This is a genomic window from Sphingomonas tagetis (genome assembly GCF_024211275.1).
Taxonomy (GTDB): domain Bacteria; phylum Pseudomonadota; class Alphaproteobacteria; order Sphingomonadales; family Sphingomonadaceae; genus Sphingomonas; species Sphingomonas tagetis.
Genome location: NZ_JAMLDX010000002.1, coordinates 16,865 through 35,174, shown reverse-complemented (window position 1 = coordinate 35,174; position 18,310 = coordinate 16,865). Strand labels below are relative to the sequence as shown.

23 protein-coding genes and 1 tRNA gene are annotated in these 18,310 nt (G+C 68.1%); 14 read left to right on the top strand and 10 right to left on the bottom strand.

Annotated features, from left to right (window positions below; genetic code table 11):
• Positions 1–22 precede the first annotated feature (22 nt).
• Complete coding sequence (locus M9978_RS02820) at positions 23–205, bottom strand: Flp family type IVb pilin (RefSeq protein ID WP_254291345.1); 183 nt, start codon at positions 203–205, stop codon at positions 23–25.
• 61 nt (positions 206–266) lie between these two features.
• On the opposite strand from M9978_RS02820, the gene M9978_RS02815 reads away from it, so the two are divergent.
• Positions 267–689, top strand: a complete 423-nt coding sequence (locus M9978_RS02815) for a (deoxy)nucleoside triphosphate pyrophosphohydrolase (RefSeq protein ID WP_254291344.1) — start codon at positions 267–269, stop codon at positions 687–689.
• Here M9978_RS02815 and M9978_RS02810 read toward each other — a convergent pair.
• Positions 686–1,522 (bottom strand): class I SAM-dependent methyltransferase, encoded by an 837-nt coding sequence (locus tag M9978_RS02810; RefSeq protein WP_254291343.1) that lies wholly within the window; start codon positions 1,520–1,522, stop codon positions 686–688. The two genes, M9978_RS02815 and M9978_RS02810, sit on opposite strands and share 4 nt — an antisense overlap.
• Before the next feature lie 310 nt (positions 1,523–1,832).
• Here M9978_RS02810 and M9978_RS02805 point away from each other — a divergent pair, with 310 nt between their 5' ends.
• The 5 genes from M9978_RS02805 to M9978_RS02785 all read left to right on the top strand — a co-directional run bounded on the left by M9978_RS02805 (position 1,833) and on the right by M9978_RS02785 (position 4,228).
• Positions 1,833–2,570, top strand: coding sequence for a ComF family protein (locus tag M9978_RS02805; RefSeq protein WP_254291342.1), 738 nt, complete (start codon positions 1,833–1,835; stop codon positions 2,568–2,570).
• Between the two features lie 35 nt (positions 2,571–2,605).
• Positions 2,606–2,860, top strand: a complete 255-nt coding sequence (grxC, locus tag M9978_RS02800; RefSeq protein WP_254291341.1) for a glutaredoxin 3 — start codon at positions 2,606–2,608, stop codon at positions 2,858–2,860.
• Positions 2,860–3,687 carry a carbon-nitrogen hydrolase family protein gene (locus tag M9978_RS02795; RefSeq protein ID WP_254291340.1) on the top strand — a complete coding sequence of 276 codons (828 nt, stop codon included), beginning with the start codon at positions 2,860–2,862 and terminating at the stop codon, positions 3,685–3,687. Before grxC ends, M9978_RS02795 begins: the two co-directional genes overlap by 1 nt.
• The gene (locus M9978_RS02790) at positions 3,684–4,121 is read left to right on the top strand and encodes a DUF1178 family protein (protein ID WP_254291339.1); all 438 of its coding nucleotides are present in this window, start codon (positions 3,684–3,686) and stop codon (positions 4,119–4,121) included. Before M9978_RS02795 ends, M9978_RS02790 begins: the two co-directional genes overlap by 4 nt.
• 33 nt (positions 4,122–4,154) lie before the next feature.
• Positions 4,155–4,228 (top strand) — tRNA-Arg (locus M9978_RS02785).
• Positions 4,229–4,411: 183 nt separating this feature from the next.
• Here the strand turns inward: M9978_RS02785 and M9978_RS02780 are convergent.
• Positions 4,412–4,801: a glycine zipper 2TM domain-containing protein gene (locus M9978_RS02780; protein ID WP_254291338.1), complete on the bottom strand. Its 390-nt coding sequence runs from the start codon at positions 4,799–4,801 to the stop codon at positions 4,412–4,414.
• A 372-nt stretch (positions 4,802–5,173) separates the two neighbouring features.
• On the opposite strand from M9978_RS02780, the gene M9978_RS02775 reads away from it, so the two are divergent.
• Positions 5,174–6,145, top strand: coding sequence for an esterase-like activity of phytase family protein (locus tag M9978_RS02775; protein ID WP_254291337.1), 972 nt, complete (start codon positions 5,174–5,176; stop codon positions 6,143–6,145).
• Positions 6,146–6,255: 110 nt separating this feature from the next.
• On the opposite strand, the gene rpmB is transcribed toward M9978_RS02775, so the two are convergent.
• Positions 6,256–6,549, bottom strand: a complete 294-nt coding sequence (gene rpmB, locus M9978_RS02770) for a 50S ribosomal protein L28 (RefSeq protein ID WP_254291336.1) — start codon at positions 6,547–6,549, stop codon at positions 6,256–6,258.
• A 155-nt stretch (positions 6,550–6,704) separates the two neighbouring features.
• On the opposite strand from rpmB, the gene M9978_RS02765 reads away from it, so the two are divergent.
• The 3 genes from M9978_RS02765 to M9978_RS02755 all read left to right on the top strand — a co-directional run bounded on the left by M9978_RS02765 (position 6,705) and on the right by M9978_RS02755 (position 8,822).
• Positions 6,705–6,980, top strand: a complete 276-nt coding sequence (locus M9978_RS02765) for a hypothetical protein (protein ID WP_254291335.1) — start codon at positions 6,705–6,707, stop codon at positions 6,978–6,980.
• A gap of 62 nt (positions 6,981–7,042) precedes the next feature.
• Entirely contained in the window at positions 7,043–7,471 is a 429-nt protein-coding gene (locus tag M9978_RS02760) for a nucleoside deaminase (RefSeq protein WP_254291795.1), read from the top strand.
• Between the two features lie 46 nt (positions 7,472–7,517).
• On the top strand, positions 7,518–8,822 hold the full coding sequence (locus M9978_RS02755) for a hemolysin family protein (RefSeq protein WP_254291334.1): 1,305 nt from the start codon (positions 7,518–7,520) through the stop codon (positions 8,820–8,822).
• Positions 8,823–8,992: 170 nt separating this feature from the next.
• Here M9978_RS02755 and M9978_RS02750 read toward each other — a convergent pair whose 3' ends face one another.
• Both M9978_RS02750 and phhA read right to left on the bottom strand, forming a co-directional pair.
• Positions 8,993–10,795 (bottom strand): vWA domain-containing protein, encoded by a 1,803-nt coding sequence (locus M9978_RS02750; protein ID WP_302053766.1) that lies wholly within the window; start codon positions 10,793–10,795, stop codon positions 8,993–8,995.
• A 107-nt stretch (positions 10,796–10,902) separates the two neighbouring features.
• Positions 10,903–11,787 carry a phenylalanine 4-monooxygenase gene (phhA, locus tag M9978_RS02745; RefSeq protein WP_254291332.1) on the bottom strand — a complete coding sequence of 295 codons (885 nt, stop codon included), beginning with the start codon at positions 11,785–11,787 and terminating at the stop codon, positions 10,903–10,905.
• Positions 11,788–11,897: 110 nt separating this feature from the next.
• Between phhA and M9978_RS02740 the strand changes: the two genes are divergently transcribed.
• Positions 11,898–12,644 carry an alpha/beta fold hydrolase gene (locus M9978_RS02740; protein WP_254291331.1) on the top strand — a complete coding sequence of 249 codons (747 nt, stop codon included), beginning with the start codon at positions 11,898–11,900 and terminating at the stop codon, positions 12,642–12,644.
• On the opposite strand, the gene M9978_RS02735 is transcribed toward M9978_RS02740, so the two are convergent.
• Positions 12,614–12,901, bottom strand: coding sequence for a hypothetical protein (locus M9978_RS02735; protein ID WP_254291330.1), 288 nt, complete (start codon positions 12,899–12,901; stop codon positions 12,614–12,616). The genes M9978_RS02740 and M9978_RS02735 overlap by 31 nt on opposite strands.
• Positions 12,902–12,922: 21 nt before the next feature.
• Complete coding sequence (locus tag M9978_RS02730) at positions 12,923–13,966, bottom strand: glycerophosphodiester phosphodiesterase (RefSeq protein ID WP_436977162.1); 1,044 nt, start codon at positions 13,964–13,966, stop codon at positions 12,923–12,925.
• Between the two features lie 63 nt (positions 13,967–14,029).
• On the opposite strand from M9978_RS02730, the gene M9978_RS02725 reads away from it, so the two are divergent.
• The 3 genes from M9978_RS02725 to M9978_RS02715 are packed head-to-tail and all read left to right on the top strand — an operon-like array spanning position 14,030 to position 16,389.
• On the top strand, positions 14,030–14,956 hold the full coding sequence (locus M9978_RS02725) for an XdhC family protein (RefSeq protein WP_254291329.1): 927 nt from the start codon (positions 14,030–14,032) through the stop codon (positions 14,954–14,956).
• Positions 14,953–15,525 carry a nucleotidyltransferase family protein gene (locus M9978_RS02720; RefSeq protein ID WP_254291328.1) on the top strand — a complete coding sequence of 191 codons (573 nt, stop codon included), beginning with the start codon at positions 14,953–14,955 and terminating at the stop codon, positions 15,523–15,525. Before M9978_RS02725 ends, M9978_RS02720 begins: the two co-directional genes overlap by 4 nt.
• Positions 15,526–15,531: 6 nt before the next feature.
• Positions 15,532–16,389: an EamA family transporter gene (locus M9978_RS02715; protein WP_254291327.1), complete on the top strand. Its 858-nt coding sequence runs from the start codon at positions 15,532–15,534 to the stop codon at positions 16,387–16,389.
• On the opposite strand, the gene M9978_RS02710 is transcribed toward M9978_RS02715, so the two are convergent.
• Positions 16,390–17,598 carry an ABC transporter permease gene (locus M9978_RS02710; RefSeq protein ID WP_254291326.1) on the bottom strand — a complete coding sequence of 403 codons (1,209 nt, stop codon included), beginning with the start codon at positions 17,596–17,598 and terminating at the stop codon, positions 16,390–16,392.
• Complete coding sequence (locus M9978_RS02705; protein WP_254291791.1) at positions 17,598–18,308, bottom strand: ABC transporter ATP-binding protein; 711 nt, start codon at positions 18,306–18,308, stop codon at positions 17,598–17,600. The genes M9978_RS02710 and M9978_RS02705 overlap by 1 nt, the downstream gene beginning before the upstream one ends.
• Between the last annotated feature and the right edge of the window lie 2 nt (positions 18,309–18,310).

Sequence of the window (18,310 nt, the reverse complement as noted above, 5' to 3'; positions counted from 1 at the left end):
CCGCGAGGCGCGGCAAAAAAATTCAGCTCGCCTTCTGGACCTTGTCGTGGACATTGCCCCACATGCCGGTCGTGGCGCCGGCGAGGCCCTGGATGCTGGCGATGATCGCGATCACGATGAGCGCGAGGATGAAGCCATATTCGACCGCGGTCGCGCCCTTGCGGTCGCGAACCAGTCGTCGATATAGGCTTCCGAGCAGCCGCATTTCCGGCAATCTCCCAATCACGCGAGCTGAAACTACCGGGAAGAGCGTTAACGAAGTGTCGATGCCGGACCTCAAACTTCCTGAAACCAAGCTGCTGATCGTCGTCGCCGCGGCGATGGTCGATGCGCAGGGCCGCGTGCTGGTGCAGCAACGCCCGCCCGGCAAGCCGATGGCGGGGCTGTGGGAGTTTCCCGGCGGCAAGGTCGATGCGGGCGAACTGCCCGAGGCGGCGCTGTGCCGCGAACTGGAGGAGGAGCTGGGCGTTGCGGTCGATGGCGCGAGCCTGACCCCGGCGGCGTTCGCGAGCGAATCGCTGGGGGAACGGCACCTGCTGTTGTTGCTCTATACGTTGCGCGACTGGCAGGGGTCGCCCGAGGCGCATCATGCGACGGCGTTGAAGTGGGTGTCGCCGGCCGAACTGTATGCGCTGGACATGCCGCCGGCGGATTTGCCGCTGATCGGGCTGCTGGAGAGGTTGCTTTAGAGTTTGGGCTTGAGCGCGTCGGCGAGCGAGGTGGTGGCGGAGCCGCGGCGCGCGGGCTGGGGCTGCGAAGGGTCGGGCGCCCAGCCGGTGACGAAGATCGCGTCGAAGCGTTCGGTGGTGCGGCCCTCGGCATCGGCTCGGCTCGCGAATGCGGCGGCGGCGCGGGCGACGGTGTCGCGGGCGAGCGGCGGCGTGCCGGGGAGCAGGCTGGCCGCGCCCATGCCGCGCAGGTCGCGGACCAGATCGAACAGGCTGGCGTAGCGGACGTTGAGCGTCTCGACATCGGCGACGGGCAGCGCGAATCCCGCACGGACGAGCAGGTCGCCGGCCGAGCGCACATCGACCTGTGGGTGGATGCGCGCGGCGGGGCGGTCAGCCTCGGCCTCGAGCAGCACGGCGCGCAGGGTGGAAAGCGTGCCGCCGCCGAGGAACGCGCCGAGGAACAAGCCGTCGGGGCGCAATGCGCGGCGGACCAGCGCGAGCGCGCCGGGCAGGTCGTTGACGCTGTCGAGCACGCCCGCCGAGACGACGAGGTCGAAGCTGGCGTCCGGGAAATGCGGCTGATCCTCGTCGCCCTGAACGCTGCCAGTGCGTGCGGCGAAGCGCGCGCCGGCGTCGAGGCGGGTGACGTTCGCGCCGGGCGGCGGCGCGAAGCTGCCGTCGAAGGCGCCGAGATCGAGGACGTCGGTAAAGTCGCGGCGCACCGCGTCGAGCCGCTCGGCGATGCCCTCGACCATCCAGTCGCGGATGAAGGCGAACTCGGTGAAGCGCGGGGCGGCCCGGTCGCGGCGGATGCGGCGGCGAGCGCGGTCGAAGATATCGGGGGGACTCACGGGGCGGCTTGTGCCGCTTTCCCTCCCGCGCGACAAGGTTAAGGGTCTAAACTCAGTTGGAACGAGGATCGAGATCGCCCGTGGAAGGCCGCCGACAAGGAGCGCAGCGCAGACGCGTAGCTGAAGCTACGCGCAAGCGAGCGACGACGCTCGGCGGCCTTCCACGGGCGACCGCGCAGCGGCGGGCCGAATTTGGCGCCAGGCGTCGTCGCGCGTCGGTCACGATGCACCGCATCGCGCCCTCCTTGCTCCTGGCCTGGCGCCAAATTCGGCTCCGTCTCGACCTCGTTCCAACTGAGTTTAGACCCTAATGGAGGTCGGAAACTCAGTCGTGAAGCTCGTCGCACTGGCGCTGCCGCCGCGCTGCCCGGGTTGCGGCGAGGTGGTCGATGCCGATCATCGCTTTTGCGGGACCTGCTGGACCGGGCTGGCGATGATCGCGCCGCCGTGGTGCGCGGCGTGCAATTTGCCGTTCGACTTCGACCGCGGGCCGCACGCGCTGTGCGGCGAGTGTCTGGCGACGGCCCCGGTGCATGACGGGGTGCGGGCGGCGGTGGCCTATGGCCCGACCGCGCGGACGCTGGCGCTGCGGCTCAAATATGGCGGGCGAACGTCGCACGCGGCGACCGCGGCGCGGCTGATGGCGCGGCATATGCCCCAAGGCGCGGACCTGCTGGTGCCGGTGCCGCTGCACCGCTGGCGCATCTGGGGGCGCGGGTTCAACCAGGCGGCGCTGATCGCGCAGGGGCTGGCGCGGGCGAGCGGCGTGGCAGCGGAACTGGAACTGCTGCGGCGCGTGAAGGCGACGCCGGTGCTGCGCGGACTGGGGCCGCGCGGGCGGACCAAGGCGGTGGCGGGGGCGTTTGCGCTGGCGCCGGGCGCGAAGGAACGGCTCAAGGGGCGGTCGGTTGTGCTGGTGGACGATGTGTACACCAGCGGCGCCACCACCGATGCCTGTGTCCGGGTCTTGAAGCGGGCGGGGGCGGCGCGGGTGACCATCCTGTGCTGGGCGCGCGTGATCGAAGCCGAGGACAGCTGGGCGGATTGACAAGCGGCGGGCGCACACTCACCTGCGGAGACGATATGGCGAAGATCGAAATCTATACCAAGGCGTTCTGCGGCTATTGCGCGCGGGCCAAGGCGCTGCTCGACAGCAAGGGCGCCGATTATGAAGAGTATGACATCACGATGGGCGGACCCAGGCGGCCGGAGATGATCCAGCGCGCCGGCGGGCGCACAACGGTGCCGCAGATCTTCATCGACGACCGGCATATCGGCGGGTCGGACGAACTGGCGGCGCTGGAACGGCAAGGCGGGCTGGACCCGCTATTGACTTGATGAAGGCCGCGATCCTCCAGATGAGCAGCGGGATCGACCCGCTCGCCAATGCGCGCACGATGACCGACGGCATCGCGGCGGCGGCGGGCGAGGGCGCGGCGATGCTGTACACGCCCGAGATGTCCGGCCTGCTCGACCGCGACCGTAAGCGCGGCGCGGCGAACATCGTGGACGAGGCTGACGACCGCGTGCTCGCGGCGGTGCGCGACGCGGCGGCGAAGCATGGCCTGTGGGTGCATCTGGGGTCGCTGGCGCTGCGCGGCGGGGCGGATGGGCGGTTCGTCAACCGCGGCTTCGTGATCGACGGCGCGGGCGAGATCCGGGCGCGCTACGACAAGATCCATCTGTTCGACGTCGACCTGCCGACGGGCGAGCGCTGGCGCGAGTCCGACGCCTATGCGCCGGGCGCGCGGGCGGTGACGGTTGCGACGCCGCTCGGCGTGCTGGGGCTGGCGATCTGCTATGATCTGCGCTTCCCCGACCTGTTCCGCGCGCTGACCGATGCGGGGGCGACCCTGCTGGCGGTGCCGGCGGCGTTCACCCGGCCGACCGGCGCGGCGCACTGGCATGTGCTGCTGCGTGCGCGGGCGATCGAGGCGGGGGTGCATTTGATCGCGGCGGCGCAGACCGGCGAGCATGCGGACGGGCGCGCGACCTATGGCCACAGCCTGGCGGTGGATCCGTGGGGCGAGGTGCTGCTCGACATGGGCGAGGCGGCCGGGCTGGGCTTTGCCGAGATCGATGCGGCGCAGGTGGCCGAGGTGCGCGGGCGGGTGCCGGCGATCGATCACCGGCGCGCGATTCCGGCGGTGGAGTCGCTGACGTGATCGTGTTCGACCTCAAATGCGGCGGCGGCCATGTGTTCGAGGCGTGGTTCGGATCGAGCGGCGATTATGAAAGCCAGCGCGAGCGGACGCTGATCGCCTGCCCGATGTGCGGCGATACCGGGATCGAAAAGGCGGTGATGGCGCCCAATGTCGCGGCCAAGGGCAACCGGCAGGGGAATGTCGCGGCCGGCGGCAAGCCCGATCCCAAGCAGCTGATGGCGGCGCTGGCGCAGGCGCAGGCGAAGATGCTCGAGGGGTCGACGCATGTCGGGCTGGCCTTCGCCGACAAGGCGCGGGCGATGCATCTGGGTGAGGAGGCGCATGCGCCGATCCACGGTCAGGCGAGCATCGAGGACGCGAAGGCGCTGATCGACGAGGGCGTGGCGGTCGCGCCGCTGCCGCTGCCGGTGGTGCCGCCCGAACAGCGGAATTGACCGCTCACGGCGTGCGTTCTAACCCGGCGACGCGCACCCGTAGCTCAGCAGGATAGAGCATCAGATTCCTAATCTGGGGGCCACTGGTTCGAATCCAGTCGGGTGCACGTTATTTGTTTGGCCTCAAGCGCCGGCGCGGGCATCCGCCCGCTAGGCTTTTCCTCGCATAAGCTCGGGCGGCCGTTCGGCCTTGCGGACCCTGCGGGTCGGGACCGGCCATTCTTACGCAAGCCCAAACAAAAAGGCCGACCCCGCGAGGGACCGGCCTTTCCGTTATTGAGATCGTTGAATCAGCGGTTGCGGCGGCAATAGCCGGGCTGGCCCGAGCGGTCGATTTCGCGGCCGGCGAGCGCGCCCACCGCGCCGCCCAGGATCGTGCCGATCGTGCGGTCGCCGCGGCCGGCGACGCCGTTGCCGATCAGGCCGCCGGCGATCGCGCCGACGATGGTGCCCGCGCTGGAGTCGCAACGCTGGCTGGTGCGCGAGCGATAACGGCGGTCGCCACGGTCATACTGGCGGTAGCCGCGGTCGCTATAGCCATAGCGGTCGCCATAGTAGCCCTGGTCATAGCCGCGGTCGCGATACTCGTAGCGGCTCTGGGCCTGTGCCTGGGTGGCGGGAATGATCGCAGTGCCGGTCATCGCCAGCGCGGCGCCGATCAGGGAAAGTTTCTTGAACATCGGTCGTCTCCTTGTTCCTGGCGATGCGGCGAGAGGCCGTCATCACGTTGAACAAGGGATTCGCACATTGGCGGCGAACCGATGCTGAATGCGCCGGTTATCCTGCGTTCAGATAAGTTGCCGAGGCGTAACGAACGCACGCAGAGGCCGGTGCGGCTCGAAACACTTGGGGGTCTTGGGGGATGCCGCAGTCCCGATACGCAACACGGGAATACGGACAGGGCGTCTGCGGACGCGCACCGGAACTCTGGCAAGCGCGTCGCCGCGCTCGCTGGCTGTCCGCTAGATGAACGCGGTTGAGCGCTGGATGAACATGGCTGTTATCCAATGTTCAGCTTTGCGGCGCGAATGCGGCCGTTAAGAGGGGCGGCGATGCGTATCCTGTTGTCGATAATCCTGCTGCTGGCGTTGCTCACCGACTATTCGGGCGAGACGCGGCTGAAGCTGCTTCCGCCCGATACGGCCGTCATGGCGGAGCCGGTCGCGCTCGACTGGCGCGACCCGGCGCGCACGAAGCTGGGGGCGCTGACCTTTCTCGGCGGGGTTTGGTTGACCAGTCCGGAACCGCATTTCGGCGGCTTCTCGGCGATGGCGGTGGACGGCAATCGCTTCACGCTGCTGAGCGACGGCGGGAATGTCGTGCGCTTCCGGCTGGATTCGCGCTGGCGGGTGAGCGAGGCGCACGCGTTCGCGCTGCCCGATGGGCCGGGAACGGGCTGGTCGAAGCTCGACCGCGATACCGAATCGCTGACGCGCGATCCCGCCACCGGGCAGCTATGGGTCGGGTTCGAGCGCGCGAACCAGATCTGGCGCTATGATGCGGCGCTGCGCCGCGCCGAAGCGCATGCCGAGCCCGCGCAAATGGCCAGCTGGCCCGAAAATGGCGGGGCCGAATCAATGGTGCGGCTGCGCGACGGGAGCTTCATCGTGCTGGCGGAGAGTGCGAAGGGCGATCCCAAGGCATCGCGGCCGGCCTTGTGGTTCGCGACGGACCCGGTACGCGATTCGCGCGGCGTCGCCTTCACCTATCGCGCGCCGTCCGGGTACAAGCCGACCGACATGACCGAACTGCCCGACGGGCGGCTGGTGGTGATTCACCGCAGGGCTTCGCTGCGCACGGCGTTCACTGCGGTGCTCACGATCGTCGACCGCCGGGCGATTCGGCCGGGCGCGACGGTCACGGGACGCGAGATCGCGCGGTTCGAGGCGCCGGTGGTGCACGACAATTTCGAGGCGGTGGCGGCGGTTCGCGAGGGCAAGGACACGATCCTGTGGATCGCGTCGGACGACAATCAATATTTCTTCCAGCGCTCGCTGCTGCTGAAATTCAGGCTGGACGACTAGCTATTGCTGCCGCACCAGCCCGCTGGTGCGGCAACCACATAAACGCCGAACGGCCCGCATCCCCTGAGGGAGCGGGCCGGTCGGGTAACTCGAACGCTCGAAAGCGCGAATCAGGCCGCGGCGGGGACGGCCTTCTTGGCGATCTCGCGCTTCAGGCGGCGCGCGCGCAGCGAGAGCTTGTCGTCGCCGGTCTTGAGCAGCCAGTTGTCGAGGCCGCCATTATGCTCGACCGAACGCAGGCCGTGGGTCGACACGCGCAGGCGGATCGAGCGCTCCAGCGCCTCCGACATCAGCGTCACATTCTGCAGGTTGGGCAGAAAGGTGCGCTTGGTCTTGTTGTTGGCGTGGGAAACATTGTGGCCCACCTGCCGGCCCTTGCCGGTCAGCTCGCAAATGCGCGACATCGCTTAATTCCTAAGGTTCATGCCTGTCCCGGGTCGCCCCGGAAAGAGCGCGCCGATAACGCTCTGGGGGCTTTTCGTCAACCTCGATCCACCAATGCAACTTCGATCGAGCCTGCGGCGTTATTACGCAAACGATCCGATAGGGAGACAAAGCGATGCGTGCAATCCTGGCCATATTGGGCCTTGCCGCCGTCGTCGTGGTGGTGATGGCATCGCTCGGCATGCTCAATCTGAACCTGCAATCGGGCTCGCTGCCCGAGGTGAAGCTGGAGGGCGGCAAGGCGCCCGCGGTGCAGGCCGATGTCGGCGAGGTCGGCATGGGCACGACCAACAAGACGATCCAGGTGCCGACCGTGGTGATGGAGAACAAGGTGATCCAGGTGCCCACGGTCGAGGTCGAGAGGGCGCAGCCGGCGCCTGCCGCGAAGTAATCGCTTCGCGTGAGCGCGGGTGTTCGGTTTATAGCGGGGCGATGTTCCCGCTGCCCGAACCGATGCGCGCCGCGCTGGAAGCCGCCCGCGCCGCCGCCGAATCGGGCGAGGTGCCGGTCGGCGCGGTGGTGATGCGGGGCGAAGAGGTGGTGGCGGCGGCGGCAAACGCGCCGCGCACGCTCCACGATCCGACCGCGCATGCCGAGATGCTGGCGATTCGCGCGGCGGCCGCGAAACTGGGCCGCGACCGGCTTGAGGATTGCGACTTGTGGGTGACGCTGGAGCCGTGCGCGATGTGCGCGGGGGCGATCGCGCATGCCCGCATCGCGCGCGTCTATTATGGCGCGGCGGATCCCAAGGGCGGGGCGGTCGAGCATGGGCCGCGCTTCTTCTCGCAGCCAACCTGCCATCACCGGCCCGAGGTCTATGGCGGGATCGGCGAGGGTGAGGCGGGTGCGCTGCTGCGCGATTTCTTTGCGGCGCGGCGTTAGATCATTGTGCGGCCGGGCTGATTCCGCCTAAGGACGATGCAGGCCAATGGACCCGCTTCCCGCATTTCCCTGGATCGATGTCGCGATCATCCTGGCGCTGGTCGCGCTCAATGGCGTGTTCGCGATGTCCGAACTCGCCATCGTCTCGGCGCGCCGGGCGCGGCTGGACGGGCTGGCGCGGGCGGGCAAGCGCGGCGCGCAGACCGCGATCGACCTGGCTTCGGACCCCGGCAAGTTCCTCTCCACCGTGCAGATCGGCATCACGCTGATAGGGGTCATCGCCGGCGCCTATTCGGGCGCGAGCCTCGGCATGCCGACCGCGGCGCGGATCGAGCTGCTGGGCGTCGAGAAGGAAACCGCGGAGACGATCGGCTTCGCCATCGTCATCGCGCTGACCACCTATGCCTCGCTGATCGTCGGCGAGCTGGTGCCCAAGCAGTTCGCGTTGCGCTCGCCCGAGCCGATCGCGGTGATCATGGCGACGCCGATGCTGTGGCTCTCGAAGATCACCGCGCCGTTGGTGTGGCTGCTCGACCAGAGCAGCGCGCTGATCTTCCGCCTGCTCGGCATGAACCGCGAGTCCGAAAATCACGTCACCGCCGAGGAGCTGCACATGCTGGTCGCGCAGGCGACGCATTCGGGCGTGATCGAGGAGCATGAGCGCTCGATCATCTCGGGCGTGGTGCGGCTCGCCGACCGGCCGGTGCGCGAGGTGATGACGCCGCGCACCGAGGTCGACTGGATCGACGCCAATCTGGATGAGGCAGGCATCCGCAAGGCGCTGGCGGAGACGCCGCACACGCGGCTGCCGGTGGCGGAGGGATCGGTCGATCAGGTGATCGGCGTGGTGCAGGCGCGCGACGTGGTGAGCGCGCTGATCCGCGGCGAGCCGCTCGACCTGCGCGTGCTGCTGCATCAGGCGCCGGTGCTGCCCGATCAGGTCGATGCGATGGACGCGCTCGGCGCGCTGCGGCGGGCGGCGGTCCCGATGGGCTTCGTGCATGACGAATATGGGCATTTCGAGGGGCTGGTGACGCCGGCCGACCTGCTCGCGGCGATTGCCGGCGAGTTCGCGTCGGACGCCGATGCCGGGGATCACCCGGCGATCACCGTGCGCGAGGACGGCTCGTTGCTGGTGTCGGGGCAATTGGGCGCCGACGCGCTGGCCGAGCGGATCGGCATCGATCTGCCCGATGACCGCGATTTCGCCACCGTGGCGGGGCTGGCGCTGGCGGTACTCAAGCGGCTGCCCGAGGAAGGCGAGAGCTTTGTCGAGCAGGGCTGGCGGTTCGAGATCGTCGATATGGACGGGCACAAGATCGACAAGCTGCTGGTGAGCGAGGCGGCTTAGGGTGCGGGCGGCTCGTGCTGCCCGGTCCCTCCAACCGTCACCCCGGCCTCGTGCCGGGGTCCACCAAGCCGCTTGAGATGCCCTTCGAGCCTCTTGCGGCATAGCTTGCCGCCGGGTGGACCCCGGCACATGGCCGGGGTGACAGGGTGGGGTTAGGGGATAGGTTCGGCCTAATCCTTCGACGCTGTCCTGACTTCCTGCACCGCCGCCAGCTGCGCCAGCTTCAGGAACTCGTTGCGCCAATAGCCCTGCGGGTTGCCGGCGAGGCCGCGGATGTCGGCATAGCTGTAACGGCCGAGATATTTGTCGCCGCGCAGCTTCTGGCCGAACGCGGCGACGGCGCAGGCGAAGGCCATGTCGCCCGACGGAGCGCCGGCGGTGCGCAGCAGGCCGGCGGCGATCGGCTTTTCGATCAGCTTGGAGGTCTCCTCGCCCGGCAGCTTGTAGCGCAGGCGGACATAGGCGAGCCCGCTGCCCCTGGCCGGCGCCATGGCCGGCTTGTTGCCGTCATAGCGGCGCTCGGGCAGCCAGCCTTTGGCGCCGGTGGGGACGACTTCGTAGATCGCGGTGACCTGATGCCCGGCGCCGATGTCGCCGGCATCGACCGCGTCATTGTCGAAATCCTCCTCTGCCAGCGCGCGGTTCTCGTAGCCGATCAGCCGGTATTCCTTGACCTGCGCCGGGTTGAACTCGACCTGGACCTTGACGTCCTTGGCAATGGTGAAGAGCGAGGCCGACAGCTCGTCGTCGAGCACCTTCTGCGCCTCCATCGCGCTGTCGATATAGGCATAGTTGCCGTTGCCGAGGTCAGCGATGCGCTCCATCAGCGCCTCGTTGTAATTACCTTCGCCAAAGCCGAGCGTGGTCAGCGTGATGCCGTCGTCGCGGTTCTTCCTGACCAGCGCTTCGAGCTGTTTGTTGTCGCTGACGCCGACGTTGAAGTCGCCGTCGGTGGCGATGAAGATGCGGTTGATCCCGCCCCGCACGTAATTGGCGCGGGCGATGTCATAGGCCATCTGGATGCCCTGCGCGCCCGCGGTCGAACCGCCGGCTTCGAGGCAGCCGAGCGCCGCCTTGATATGCTGCTTGCTCGCGGTGGGTTCGAGCACGACGCCGGCGGCGCCGGCATAGACGACGATCGAGACCTTGTCCTTTGACGTCAGCTTGTCGGCCAGCATCATCATCGCCTGCTTGACCAAAGGCAGTTTGCCCTCGCTGCTCATCGAGCCGGAGACGTCGATCAGGAAGACGAGGTTGGCGGCGGGGCGGCCCTGCGCGGTCACGTCATAGCCGCGCAGCCCGACGCGGACGAGGCGCGTGTCCGGGTTCCACGGCGTGGCGGCGACGTCGGTGGTGACGCTGAACGGCTGTTGCCGGGTCGCGGGGAGGGGATAGTCGTAGCGGAAATAGTTGACCATTTCCTCGGTGCGGACGGCTTCGGCGGGGACGGCGGCACCCTTTTGGAGGAAGCGGCGGACGTTGGAATAGGCGCCGGTGTCGACATCGACCGAGAAGGTCGAGACGGGCGCAGTGGCGACCGACTGGATCGCGGCGACCTCCTTGCCTTCGTAGCGCTCACGATTGCCCGGCGCGCCATAGGGCGCGGTCTGCGGGGCCATCTTCGCGGCCTGAGTCTGCGCCTGACGGCGGGCTTCGCGGGCGACGGTGGCGTCGGCGGCGGAGCCGGGGACCGGGGCGGCCATCACCGGCGGCGGTGGTGCCATCGGTGGGGGTGGCGGCGGGGGCGGTGGCGCATAAGCGGGTGCCGCCGGCAGCGGCGCGCTGCGGCTGCCGCCGAAGCCATAGGTTTGTCCGCGGCTGAAATTACGGTCGTAGCGACCGGCGCTCATCTGGCAGCGGACGGGCGAATCATTGTCGGCCTGGGGCGGCGGACGGCGGACCTGCGTTGGCGCGGGCGGCGCGGCGGCACCGAGCAGGAGCGAGAGGGTGACGAGACTGGCGGTGCGTTTCATGGCGGGAACCCCATGTCGTTGCGGACGCGGCAAGGGGTGCGCCTCGTCAGATGAGCCGCAGATGAACAGGATATACTATATCATCGACTTGTCTGAATCTGTCAGACTCAGGCCGCGCCCTCGCTCCACCCGCGCTCGCGGGCATAGGCCTGGGTGCCGTGGGTGATGACGCGGTCGCCGGGCTCGATCCGCGCGATCGGAATGTCGGGCTGGGCGAGGATATCGGCGTAGAGCGGCGCGAAGTCGGTCTCGACGGTGGCGCGGAGCAGTGCGTCGAAGCTGGGGATGACGAAGTAATTCTGCTGGAAATCGTCGATTCGGTATTCGGTGCGCATCACGCGCTTCAGGTCGAAGCCGATGCGGTTGGGGCTGTCGCTTTCAAGCGCGAAGCGGCTCTCGGCAAAGCTGGAGACGATCCCCGAGCCATAGATGCGCAGCCCGTCGGCCTCCTCGATCAGGCCGAACTCGACGGTGTACCAATAGAGGCGCGAGAGGTGCTTGAGCGCGCCCAGCTCCATCGCGCGGCGGCCGCCGCGGCCATAGGCGGCCATGTAGTCGGCGAACACCGGGTCGGCGAGCATCGGGACGTGGCCGAACACGTCGTGGAAGACGTCGGGTTCCTGCAGATAGTCGAGCTGGTCGGGGCGGCGGATGAAGTTGCCGGCAACGAAGCGGCGGTTGGCCATATGGTCGAAGAACACGTCGTCGGGGACGAGACCGGGCACGGCGACGACCTGCCAGCCGGTGAGCTTCATCAGCCGTTCGGAAAGATCCGTGAAATTGGGGATGCCGGCGTCGGACAGCTTGAGCAGGTCGAGTCCGCGCAGCCACGCCTGTGACGCGCGGCCGGGGAGGAGGGCGATCTGGCGCGCGTAGAGCGTGTCCCACACGGCATGTTCTTCTGCCGTGAAAGCATCCCAATTCTGCGGAATCGTCCAGTCGGCCGCAGCGCCTTCGGGCGGATGATCGAGGACGTGGGTGTCGCTGCTCATGGTTCAGCATAGCATGACGCCGGGCGGTGCGAGAATAGTTGCAGATGTGACTTTTTCTTTGCCGCTGGAACTTCCTGATTTGGCCACCATTTGCTTCTATGAGGTGATCGATGGCGCTGAATGTGGATGCCAAGGCCCCGCCCAGGGGCGTGATGTTGAGCGAGTGGCCGCGCGCGGCGATGCGCCTCGGCATGCTGCCTTTCGCCTGGCGCGAGCTGATGAGCGCGCCGCGCGGCGACGGGCGGCCGGTGCTGGCGCTGCCGGGCCTGGTCAATGGCGACAATTCGAATCTGGTGTTGAGGCACTATCTCAACACGCTGGGTTATCGCGCTTTTCCGTGGGAGCTGGGGCGCAATTTCGGGCCGCGCGCGATCGGGGTGGAGGGCGAGCGGCTGTTCGAGCGGATCGCTGCGATCCATGACGAGACCGGCGAGAAGGTGACGCTGGTGGGCGTGAGTCTGGGCGGGATCATGGCGCGGGTCGCGGCCCACCGCGCGCCCGATCTGGTGCGCGAGGTGATCACGGTCTGCTCGCCCTTCGCAGGGCTGCCCAGCGCGACCAATGTCTGGCGCGTGTTCGAGTTGGCGTCGGGACAGCGCGCCGACGATCCGCTGGTACGGGCATTTCTGGAAGAGGCGTCCGAGCCGCTGCCGGTCCCGGCGACCGCGATCTGGAGCCGCAGCGACGGGCTGGTCAATGGCGAGGTGTGCCATGAGGCCGAGTGCGACGCAGCGCGGTCCGTCGAGGTGAGCAACGGGCATTTGCTGGCGCAGATGTCGCCCGAGGTGTTGCGCGCGGTCGCCGAGACGCTGGCGCGGGCCGGCGATCAATCGTCTTCGGGATCGCCCGCGCGATAGCCCTGATAGGGGCCGCAATTTTCGGGGTCTTTCTTGCAGGCCTTTTCATGCTCCTGGCGCTCGCGGCCTTCGCGCGCTTCCTGCTTGCGCAGCTTGCGGCCGGCATTGCGGTCGGCTTCTTCCTGGCTGGTGGTCGCCCAGTCTGCGGCCTGGCCCGCTGCCTTGAACGGCGCCTTGACCACGCTTACGGCCGTGCCGATGCAACCGCCCGAAACCAGTGGCAGCATGGCCGCCAAGATGACCAACCCCTTACGCATTCGATATTCTCTCCAAGGCGTTTAGCGCTTATGCCGATCGCGTGCCTGCGCGCCGATGTACGGGAAATCGGTGAAGAAACCATCCACCCCGGCGGCGATATGGCGCGAAATCTCTTCGTCCAGCCGTCCGTGGCCCGTCGGGTTGATGCCGGCGCGCAGACCGCCGGGAAGAAAGAAGTTTTCGGCGCGGAAGGTCCAGGGATGGACCTTGAGGCCCACCGCATGCGCGTCCGTGACGAGCGCGGTGACGGTGCCGTCATTCCTGACCACCAGCGATTTGTGCGGACCGATCCCCGTCGCATAGGCGGCGATGGCCTTCAGCCCCTCCGGCGTGATCATCGCGGCGTAGCTGGGGTGCGCGGCGTCGGCGGGACCGCCTTCGGCGTCGAGCAGTTGGATCAGCGGCGCTTTCGTCAGCCGCCTGAGCGCCTCGAGGTTGTTGACCTCGAACGACTGGATGAACACCGGCGCATCGGCGCGGTCCCAACCGGCGGCCTTGAGCTCGGCGACGAGTAGCGCCTCCATCGGCAGGCCGATGCCGGCGAAATAGCTCGGATGCTTGGTTTCGGGATAGATGCCGATGGTGCGGCCGGTCTTCTTGCTGGCTTCCTTGGCAAACGCGATGATCTCGCGAAGCGTCGGGATTTCGAACTGGCCGTCATAGGCCTTGTTGGCCGAGCGGAGCAGCGGGAGGCGCTCCTTCGCGCGCAGCGTCTTGAGTTCGGCGAGGGTGAAATCCTCGGTGAACCAGCCGCTGTGCTTCTTGCCGTCGATCACCTTTGCGGTCTTGCGGTCTTTGAACTCGGGGCGCGAGGCGATGTCGGTGGTGTCGGTGATGTCGTTCTCGTGCCGCGCGACGAACTGGCCGTCCCTGGTCATCACCAGATCGGGTTCGATGAAGTCGGCGCCCTGATCGATTGCGAGGTTGTAGGCGGCGAGCGTGTGCTCGGGGCGTTCGCCGCTGGCGCCGCGGTGAGCAATGACGATTGGCATGGTCGCGTCCTTGGCGGCGGCGGGAGCGGCGATCATAAACAGCGCGAGCGCGGCTCGCCACATGCGCGGCATCGTCCTATCTCCCTGAAATCCGCGGATCGGCTAGCCGATTCGAGTGACAGCAATGAGGCGGCCTTGGCGGACAACGATAGCGTCATCACGGCGGCGAGGGAGTGGGCGGGAAGTCCGATGGCGCTGGCGACGGTCGTATCGACCTGGGGCTCGGCGCCGCGGCCGCGCGGCTCGCATCTGCTGATCCATGCGGATGGGCGGTTCGAGGGATCGGTGTCGGGCGGCTGCGTCGAGGCCGATATCATGGCGGTCGCGGCAGAGGTGATCGCGGGCGCGGGGTTCCAGCGGCGGCGCTATGGCGTGGCCGATGCGGCGGCGTGGGAAGCCGGGCTGCCGTGCGGCGGCGAGATCGAGGTGATGGTGCAGCCGGTCGGCGCGAACGGGTTCGATCCGGCGCTGTTCGAGGCGATCGCGGCAGCGCGCACGGAGGGGGAAGCGCTGGAGGTGGTCACCGACCTGGCCAATGGGCGCAGCGGACTGGAGCGACCAGCGGGCGAGGCGTTCATCAACCGCTACGAGCCGCCGCGGCGCCTGCTCATCGTCGGCGCGGTGCAGATCGCGCAGGTGCTGGCCGGGCTGGCGCGCGAAATGGGGATCGCGACGATCGTGATCGATCCGCGCGGGCGGTTCCTGACCGAAGCGCGGTTTCCGAACGTGACGCTGGACGATCGCTGGCCGGACGAGGCGGTGGCGGCTTGGCGGCCCGATGGCGCGACCGCGGTGGTGACGCTGAGCCATGACGCCAAGATCGACGATCCGGCATTGGTCGCGGCGCTCAAGGGCGGGGCGGGTTATGTCGCGGCGCTGGGATCGCGGCGGAGCCATCAAGCACGGCGCGAGCGGTTGGCGGCGGTGGGGCTCTCCGGGGAGCAGATCGACCGGATCGACGGGCCGGCGGGGATCGATATCGGCGCGGTCGGGCCGGCGGAAATCGCGCTGTCGATCGCGGCGGGGATGGTGAGGGCGTTGCATGATCGAGGTTGCCAATGATTTCTGCTGAGCGCGTTGCACTGGTGCTGCTGGCGGCGGGCCGCTCACGGCGGTTCGGGGACGAGGACAAGCTGATGGCGCCCTATCTCGGGCGGCCGCTGGGCTTGCACGTCGTGGTCGCGCTGGAGGCGGTGCCGTTCTGCGCGCGGGTTGCGGTGATCTCCGACACCAAGCTCGATCTGGCGTCGTGCGGCTATGAGATCGTCCGCAACGACGACCCGGCGGCGGGACTGGGACGGTCGCTGCGGCTGGGTGTCGAGGCGGCGTGCGCTGGCGGTGCGGAGGCCGTGCTGATCGCGCTGGCCGACATGCCGCGCGTGACCGCGACTCATATCTACCGCCTGCTCGACCGCGCCGAAGGACCTGAGGCGATTGTCGCGTCGAGCGACGGCGTCGATCCGCGCCCGCCGGTGCTGTTCGGCTGCGAGCATTTCGCGACGCTGCGGCGGAGCGAAGGCGATATGGGCGCACGCGAACTGGTGCGGCACGGCCATCATGTCGTGACCTCGCCTGCCGAGCTGGTCGATGTCGATACGCCCGAGGAGCTGGCGGCGCTGATCCATGGATAGGCGTTCGTGAGCGTTCAGGCGCTGGCGATCGGACTGGGGCTGTTCGCGGCGCTGACGCTGGCCTTGGCCAATGTCGCGGTCAAGAAGGGCGAGGATATCCTGGTCGGCCGGGCGATGCTGTCGGGCTGCGCGGCGTTGCTGGTGGTGCCGGCGGCGTTCTTCCTGCCGCTGCCCAACGACGCAACCTGGCGGCTGCTGGCGTGCTCGGTGCCGGCGCATTTCTTCTACCAGATCTGCCTGATCCGCTCGATGCAGCGGGGCGACCTGAGCCTCGTGTTTCCCGTGATGCGCGGCGCGGCGCCGTTGCTAACCGCGGGATTCGCGGTGGTGGTGCTCGGCGAGCATCTGCCGGCGGTGGCGTGGCTGGGGCTGGTGCTGGCGACCGGGGCGGTGCTGGTATTCGCATTGCCCGCGCGCGGGGTGAGCCTGCGCGCGCACCCCGACAAGGCGGCATTGGGCTGGGCGCTGGCGACGGCGCTGGGCATTGCGGTCTATAACATGATCGACGCGAGCGGGGTGCGCGCGGCGCCCGAGCCGCTGACCTATATCGTGTGGCTGTTCATGCTCGACCCGCTGGGTATCGTCATCACCGCGCTGGTTTTGCGGCGGCGCGAATTGCGGCGCGCGGTGTCCGAGGGCTGGCGCACCGGCGTGGCGGCGAGCCTGTTGTCGACGCTTTCGTTTGGCTCGGCGCTCTATGCCTATTCGCTGATCGAGGTGGCGAAGGTGTCGGCGCTGCGCGAGACGGCAGTGGTGTGGGCGGCGCTGATCGGGAGCGTCTATCTGGGCGAGGGATTCGGGGCGCGGCGGATCGTCGCGGCGGTGGTGCTGGCGGGCGGGCTGGTGCTGCTCCAGTTCACCTGATCATTCGTGCCGCAGCGCGTCGATCGGGTTGAGGCTGGCGGCGCGGCGGGCGGGGAAGAAGCCGAACACCACGCCGATCACCGCCGAGATAGCGAAGGCGACGATGTTGATCTGAAGGTCGAACATCCACGGCACCTGCATGATCGGGGTGATGATCGCGATGGCGACCTGCGCCAGCACGAGGCCCATCACCCCGCCCAACAGTGACAGCACGATCGCCTCGACCAGAAACTGCATCAACACTTCGCTGGCGATGGCGCCGATGGCGAGCCGGATGCCAATCTCGCGCGTGCGTTCGGTCACCGACACCAGCATGATGTTCATGATGCCGATCCCGCCGACGATCAGGCTGATCCCCGCCACGGCGGCGACGATCCGGGTAAGCAGGGTGGTGCTGCCGGTCAGCGTCGCGCTGATCTGCGCAGTGTCGAAGATGTTGAAGTTGTCCTCGGCGCCAGCTTCGATATTGCGGCGCTCGCGCAGCAGGTCGCTGAGCGACGACTGGACCTGTGCGCTGTCATAAGTCTCGTCGACGCCGACCAGCATCAGGCGGATGTCGCGGTTGCCGGTGAAGCGGCGCTGGACCGCCTTGATCGGCATGATGACGGTGTCGTCCTGATCGCCGCCGAAGCCGGCCTGCCCGCGGCGCGAGAGCGTGCCGATGACGTCGCAAGAGACGCCGCCGATGCGGAAACGCTCGCCGACGGCCTGGCGGTTGCGAAACAGATTTTGCTGCACCGTCGCGCCGATGATGCACACCGCCTTGCCGGCGGCTTCCTCGGCCGGGGAGAAGGTCCGTCCGGCGGTCAGCGGCCAGGGCTGGACGGTGAAGAAGGCGCTGGTGGTGCCGTTGATCGTGGTCGACCAGTTGGCGCCTTCATGGATCGCGGTGGCGGTGGACTGGGCCTGCGGGGCGACCGCGGTGACGCCGGCGACCTGCTCGCGCACCGCCTCGACATCGCTTTCCTCGAAATCGGGCGGACGCGGTCCGCCGCCGCCCCGGCCGAAGCCTTGCCCCGGGCGGACTTGCAGGATGTTGGTGCCGAGGCTGGCGATCTGCTGCTGCACGGCGGCGGTGGTCGCCTTGCCGAGCGTGACCATCGCGACCACCGCCGCGACGCCGATGATGATGCCGAGCGTGGTCAGGAACGAGCGCAGCTTGTGGCGCAGGATCGAGCGGATCGCGAGGGTAAAGGTGGTGCCGAGCATCAGGCGTCGACCCGCGCGCGCATGCCGGTCTCGATCCGCTCGACCAGCCCATCCTTGAAGTGGACGATCGTATTCGCGAACGCCGCCATGTCGGGCTCGTGCGTGACCATCAGCACGGTGATGCCGCTTTCCTGATTGAGTTGGGTGAGCAGCTTCATGATCTCGACCGAGCGCTCGCTGTCGAGATTGCCGGTGGGCTCGTCGGCGAGCAGCACGTCGGGGTTGGTGACGATCGCGCGCGCGATGGCGACGCGCTGCTGCTGGCCGCCGGAGAGTTCGGCGGGGGTATGGTCCCACCATTTATCGAGGCCGACCTTTTCGAGCGCGGCCATGCCCATGTCATGCCGCGTCTTCTTGTCCTCGCCGCGATAGAGCAGGGGCAGTTCGACATTTTCGAGCGCGCTGGTGCGGCTCAAGAGGTTGAAACCCTGAAACACGAAGCCGAGATATTTGCGGCGGACGAGCGCGCGCTGGTCGCGGTCGAGCGTCTCGATATGGACGTCCTTGAACATGAATTCGCCGTCCGTCGGTACGTCGAGGCAGCCGAGGATGTTCATCGTCGTCGACTTGCCCGACCCCGAGGGGCCCATCACCGCGACGAAATCGCCGCCGGTGATGTCGAGATCGACGCCCTTCAATGCCTGAAACGCCGTCGCGCCCTCGCCATAGGTCTTGGTGACGCCGCGCAGGCGGATGATCGGGTCGGCCACGC

Coding starts and splice junctions, on each gene's coding strand:
- M9978_RS02780 (WP_254291338.1), bottom strand. CDS start 4,801: ATGTTCAAGAAACTTTCCCTGATCGGCGCCGCGCTGGCGATGACCGGC.
- M9978_RS02710 (WP_254291326.1), bottom strand. CDS start 17,598: ATGCTCGGCACCACCTTTACCCTCGCGATCCGCTCGATCCTGCGCCAC.
- M9978_RS02755 (WP_254291334.1), top strand. CDS start 7,518: ATGGACCCGCTTCCCGCATTTCCCTGGATCGATGTCGCGATCATCCTG.
- M9978_RS02775 (WP_254291337.1), top strand. CDS start 5,174: ATGCGTATCCTGTTGTCGATAATCCTGCTGCTGGCGTTGCTCACCGAC.
- M9978_RS02795 (WP_254291340.1), top strand. CDS start 2,860: ATGAAGGCCGCGATCCTCCAGATGAGCAGCGGGATCGACCCGCTCGCC.
- M9978_RS02735 (WP_254291330.1), bottom strand. CDS start 12,901: ATGCGTAAGGGGTTGGTCATCTTGGCGGCCATGCTGCCACTGGTTTCG.
- M9978_RS02760 (WP_254291795.1), top strand. CDS start 7,043: ATGCGCGCCGCGCTGGAAGCCGCCCGCGCCGCCGCCGAATCGGGCGAG.
- M9978_RS02815 (WP_254291344.1), top strand. CDS start 267: ATGCCGGACCTCAAACTTCCTGAAACCAAGCTGCTGATCGTCGTCGCC.
- M9978_RS02740 (WP_254291331.1), top strand. CDS start 11,898: ATGGCGCTGAATGTGGATGCCAAGGCCCCGCCCAGGGGCGTGATGTTG.
- grxC (WP_254291341.1), top strand. CDS start 2,606: ATGGCGAAGATCGAAATCTATACCAAGGCGTTCTGCGGCTATTGCGCG.
- rpmB (WP_254291336.1), bottom strand. CDS start 6,549: ATGTCGCGCATTTGCGAGCTGACCGGCAAGGGCCGGCAGGTGGGCCAC.
- M9978_RS02720 (WP_254291328.1), top strand. CDS start 14,953: ATGATTTCTGCTGAGCGCGTTGCACTGGTGCTGCTGGCGGCGGGCCGC.
- M9978_RS02820 (WP_254291345.1), bottom strand. CDS start 205: ATGCGGCTGCTCGGAAGCCTATATCGACGACTGGTTCGCGACCGCAAG.
- M9978_RS02765 (WP_254291335.1), top strand. CDS start 6,705: ATGCGTGCAATCCTGGCCATATTGGGCCTTGCCGCCGTCGTCGTGGTG.
- M9978_RS02805 (WP_254291342.1), top strand. CDS start 1,833: ATGGAGGTCGGAAACTCAGTCGTGAAGCTCGTCGCACTGGCGCTGCCG.
- M9978_RS02730 (WP_436977162.1), bottom strand. CDS start 13,966: ATGCCGCGCATGTGGCGAGCCGCGCTCGCGCTGTTTATGATCGCCGCT.
- phhA (WP_254291332.1), bottom strand. CDS start 11,787: ATGAGCAGCGACACCCACGTCCTCGATCATCCGCCCGAAGGCGCTGCG.
- M9978_RS02750 (WP_302053766.1), bottom strand. CDS start 10,795: ATGAAACGCACCGCCAGTCTCGTCACCCTCTCGCTCCTGCTCGGTGCC.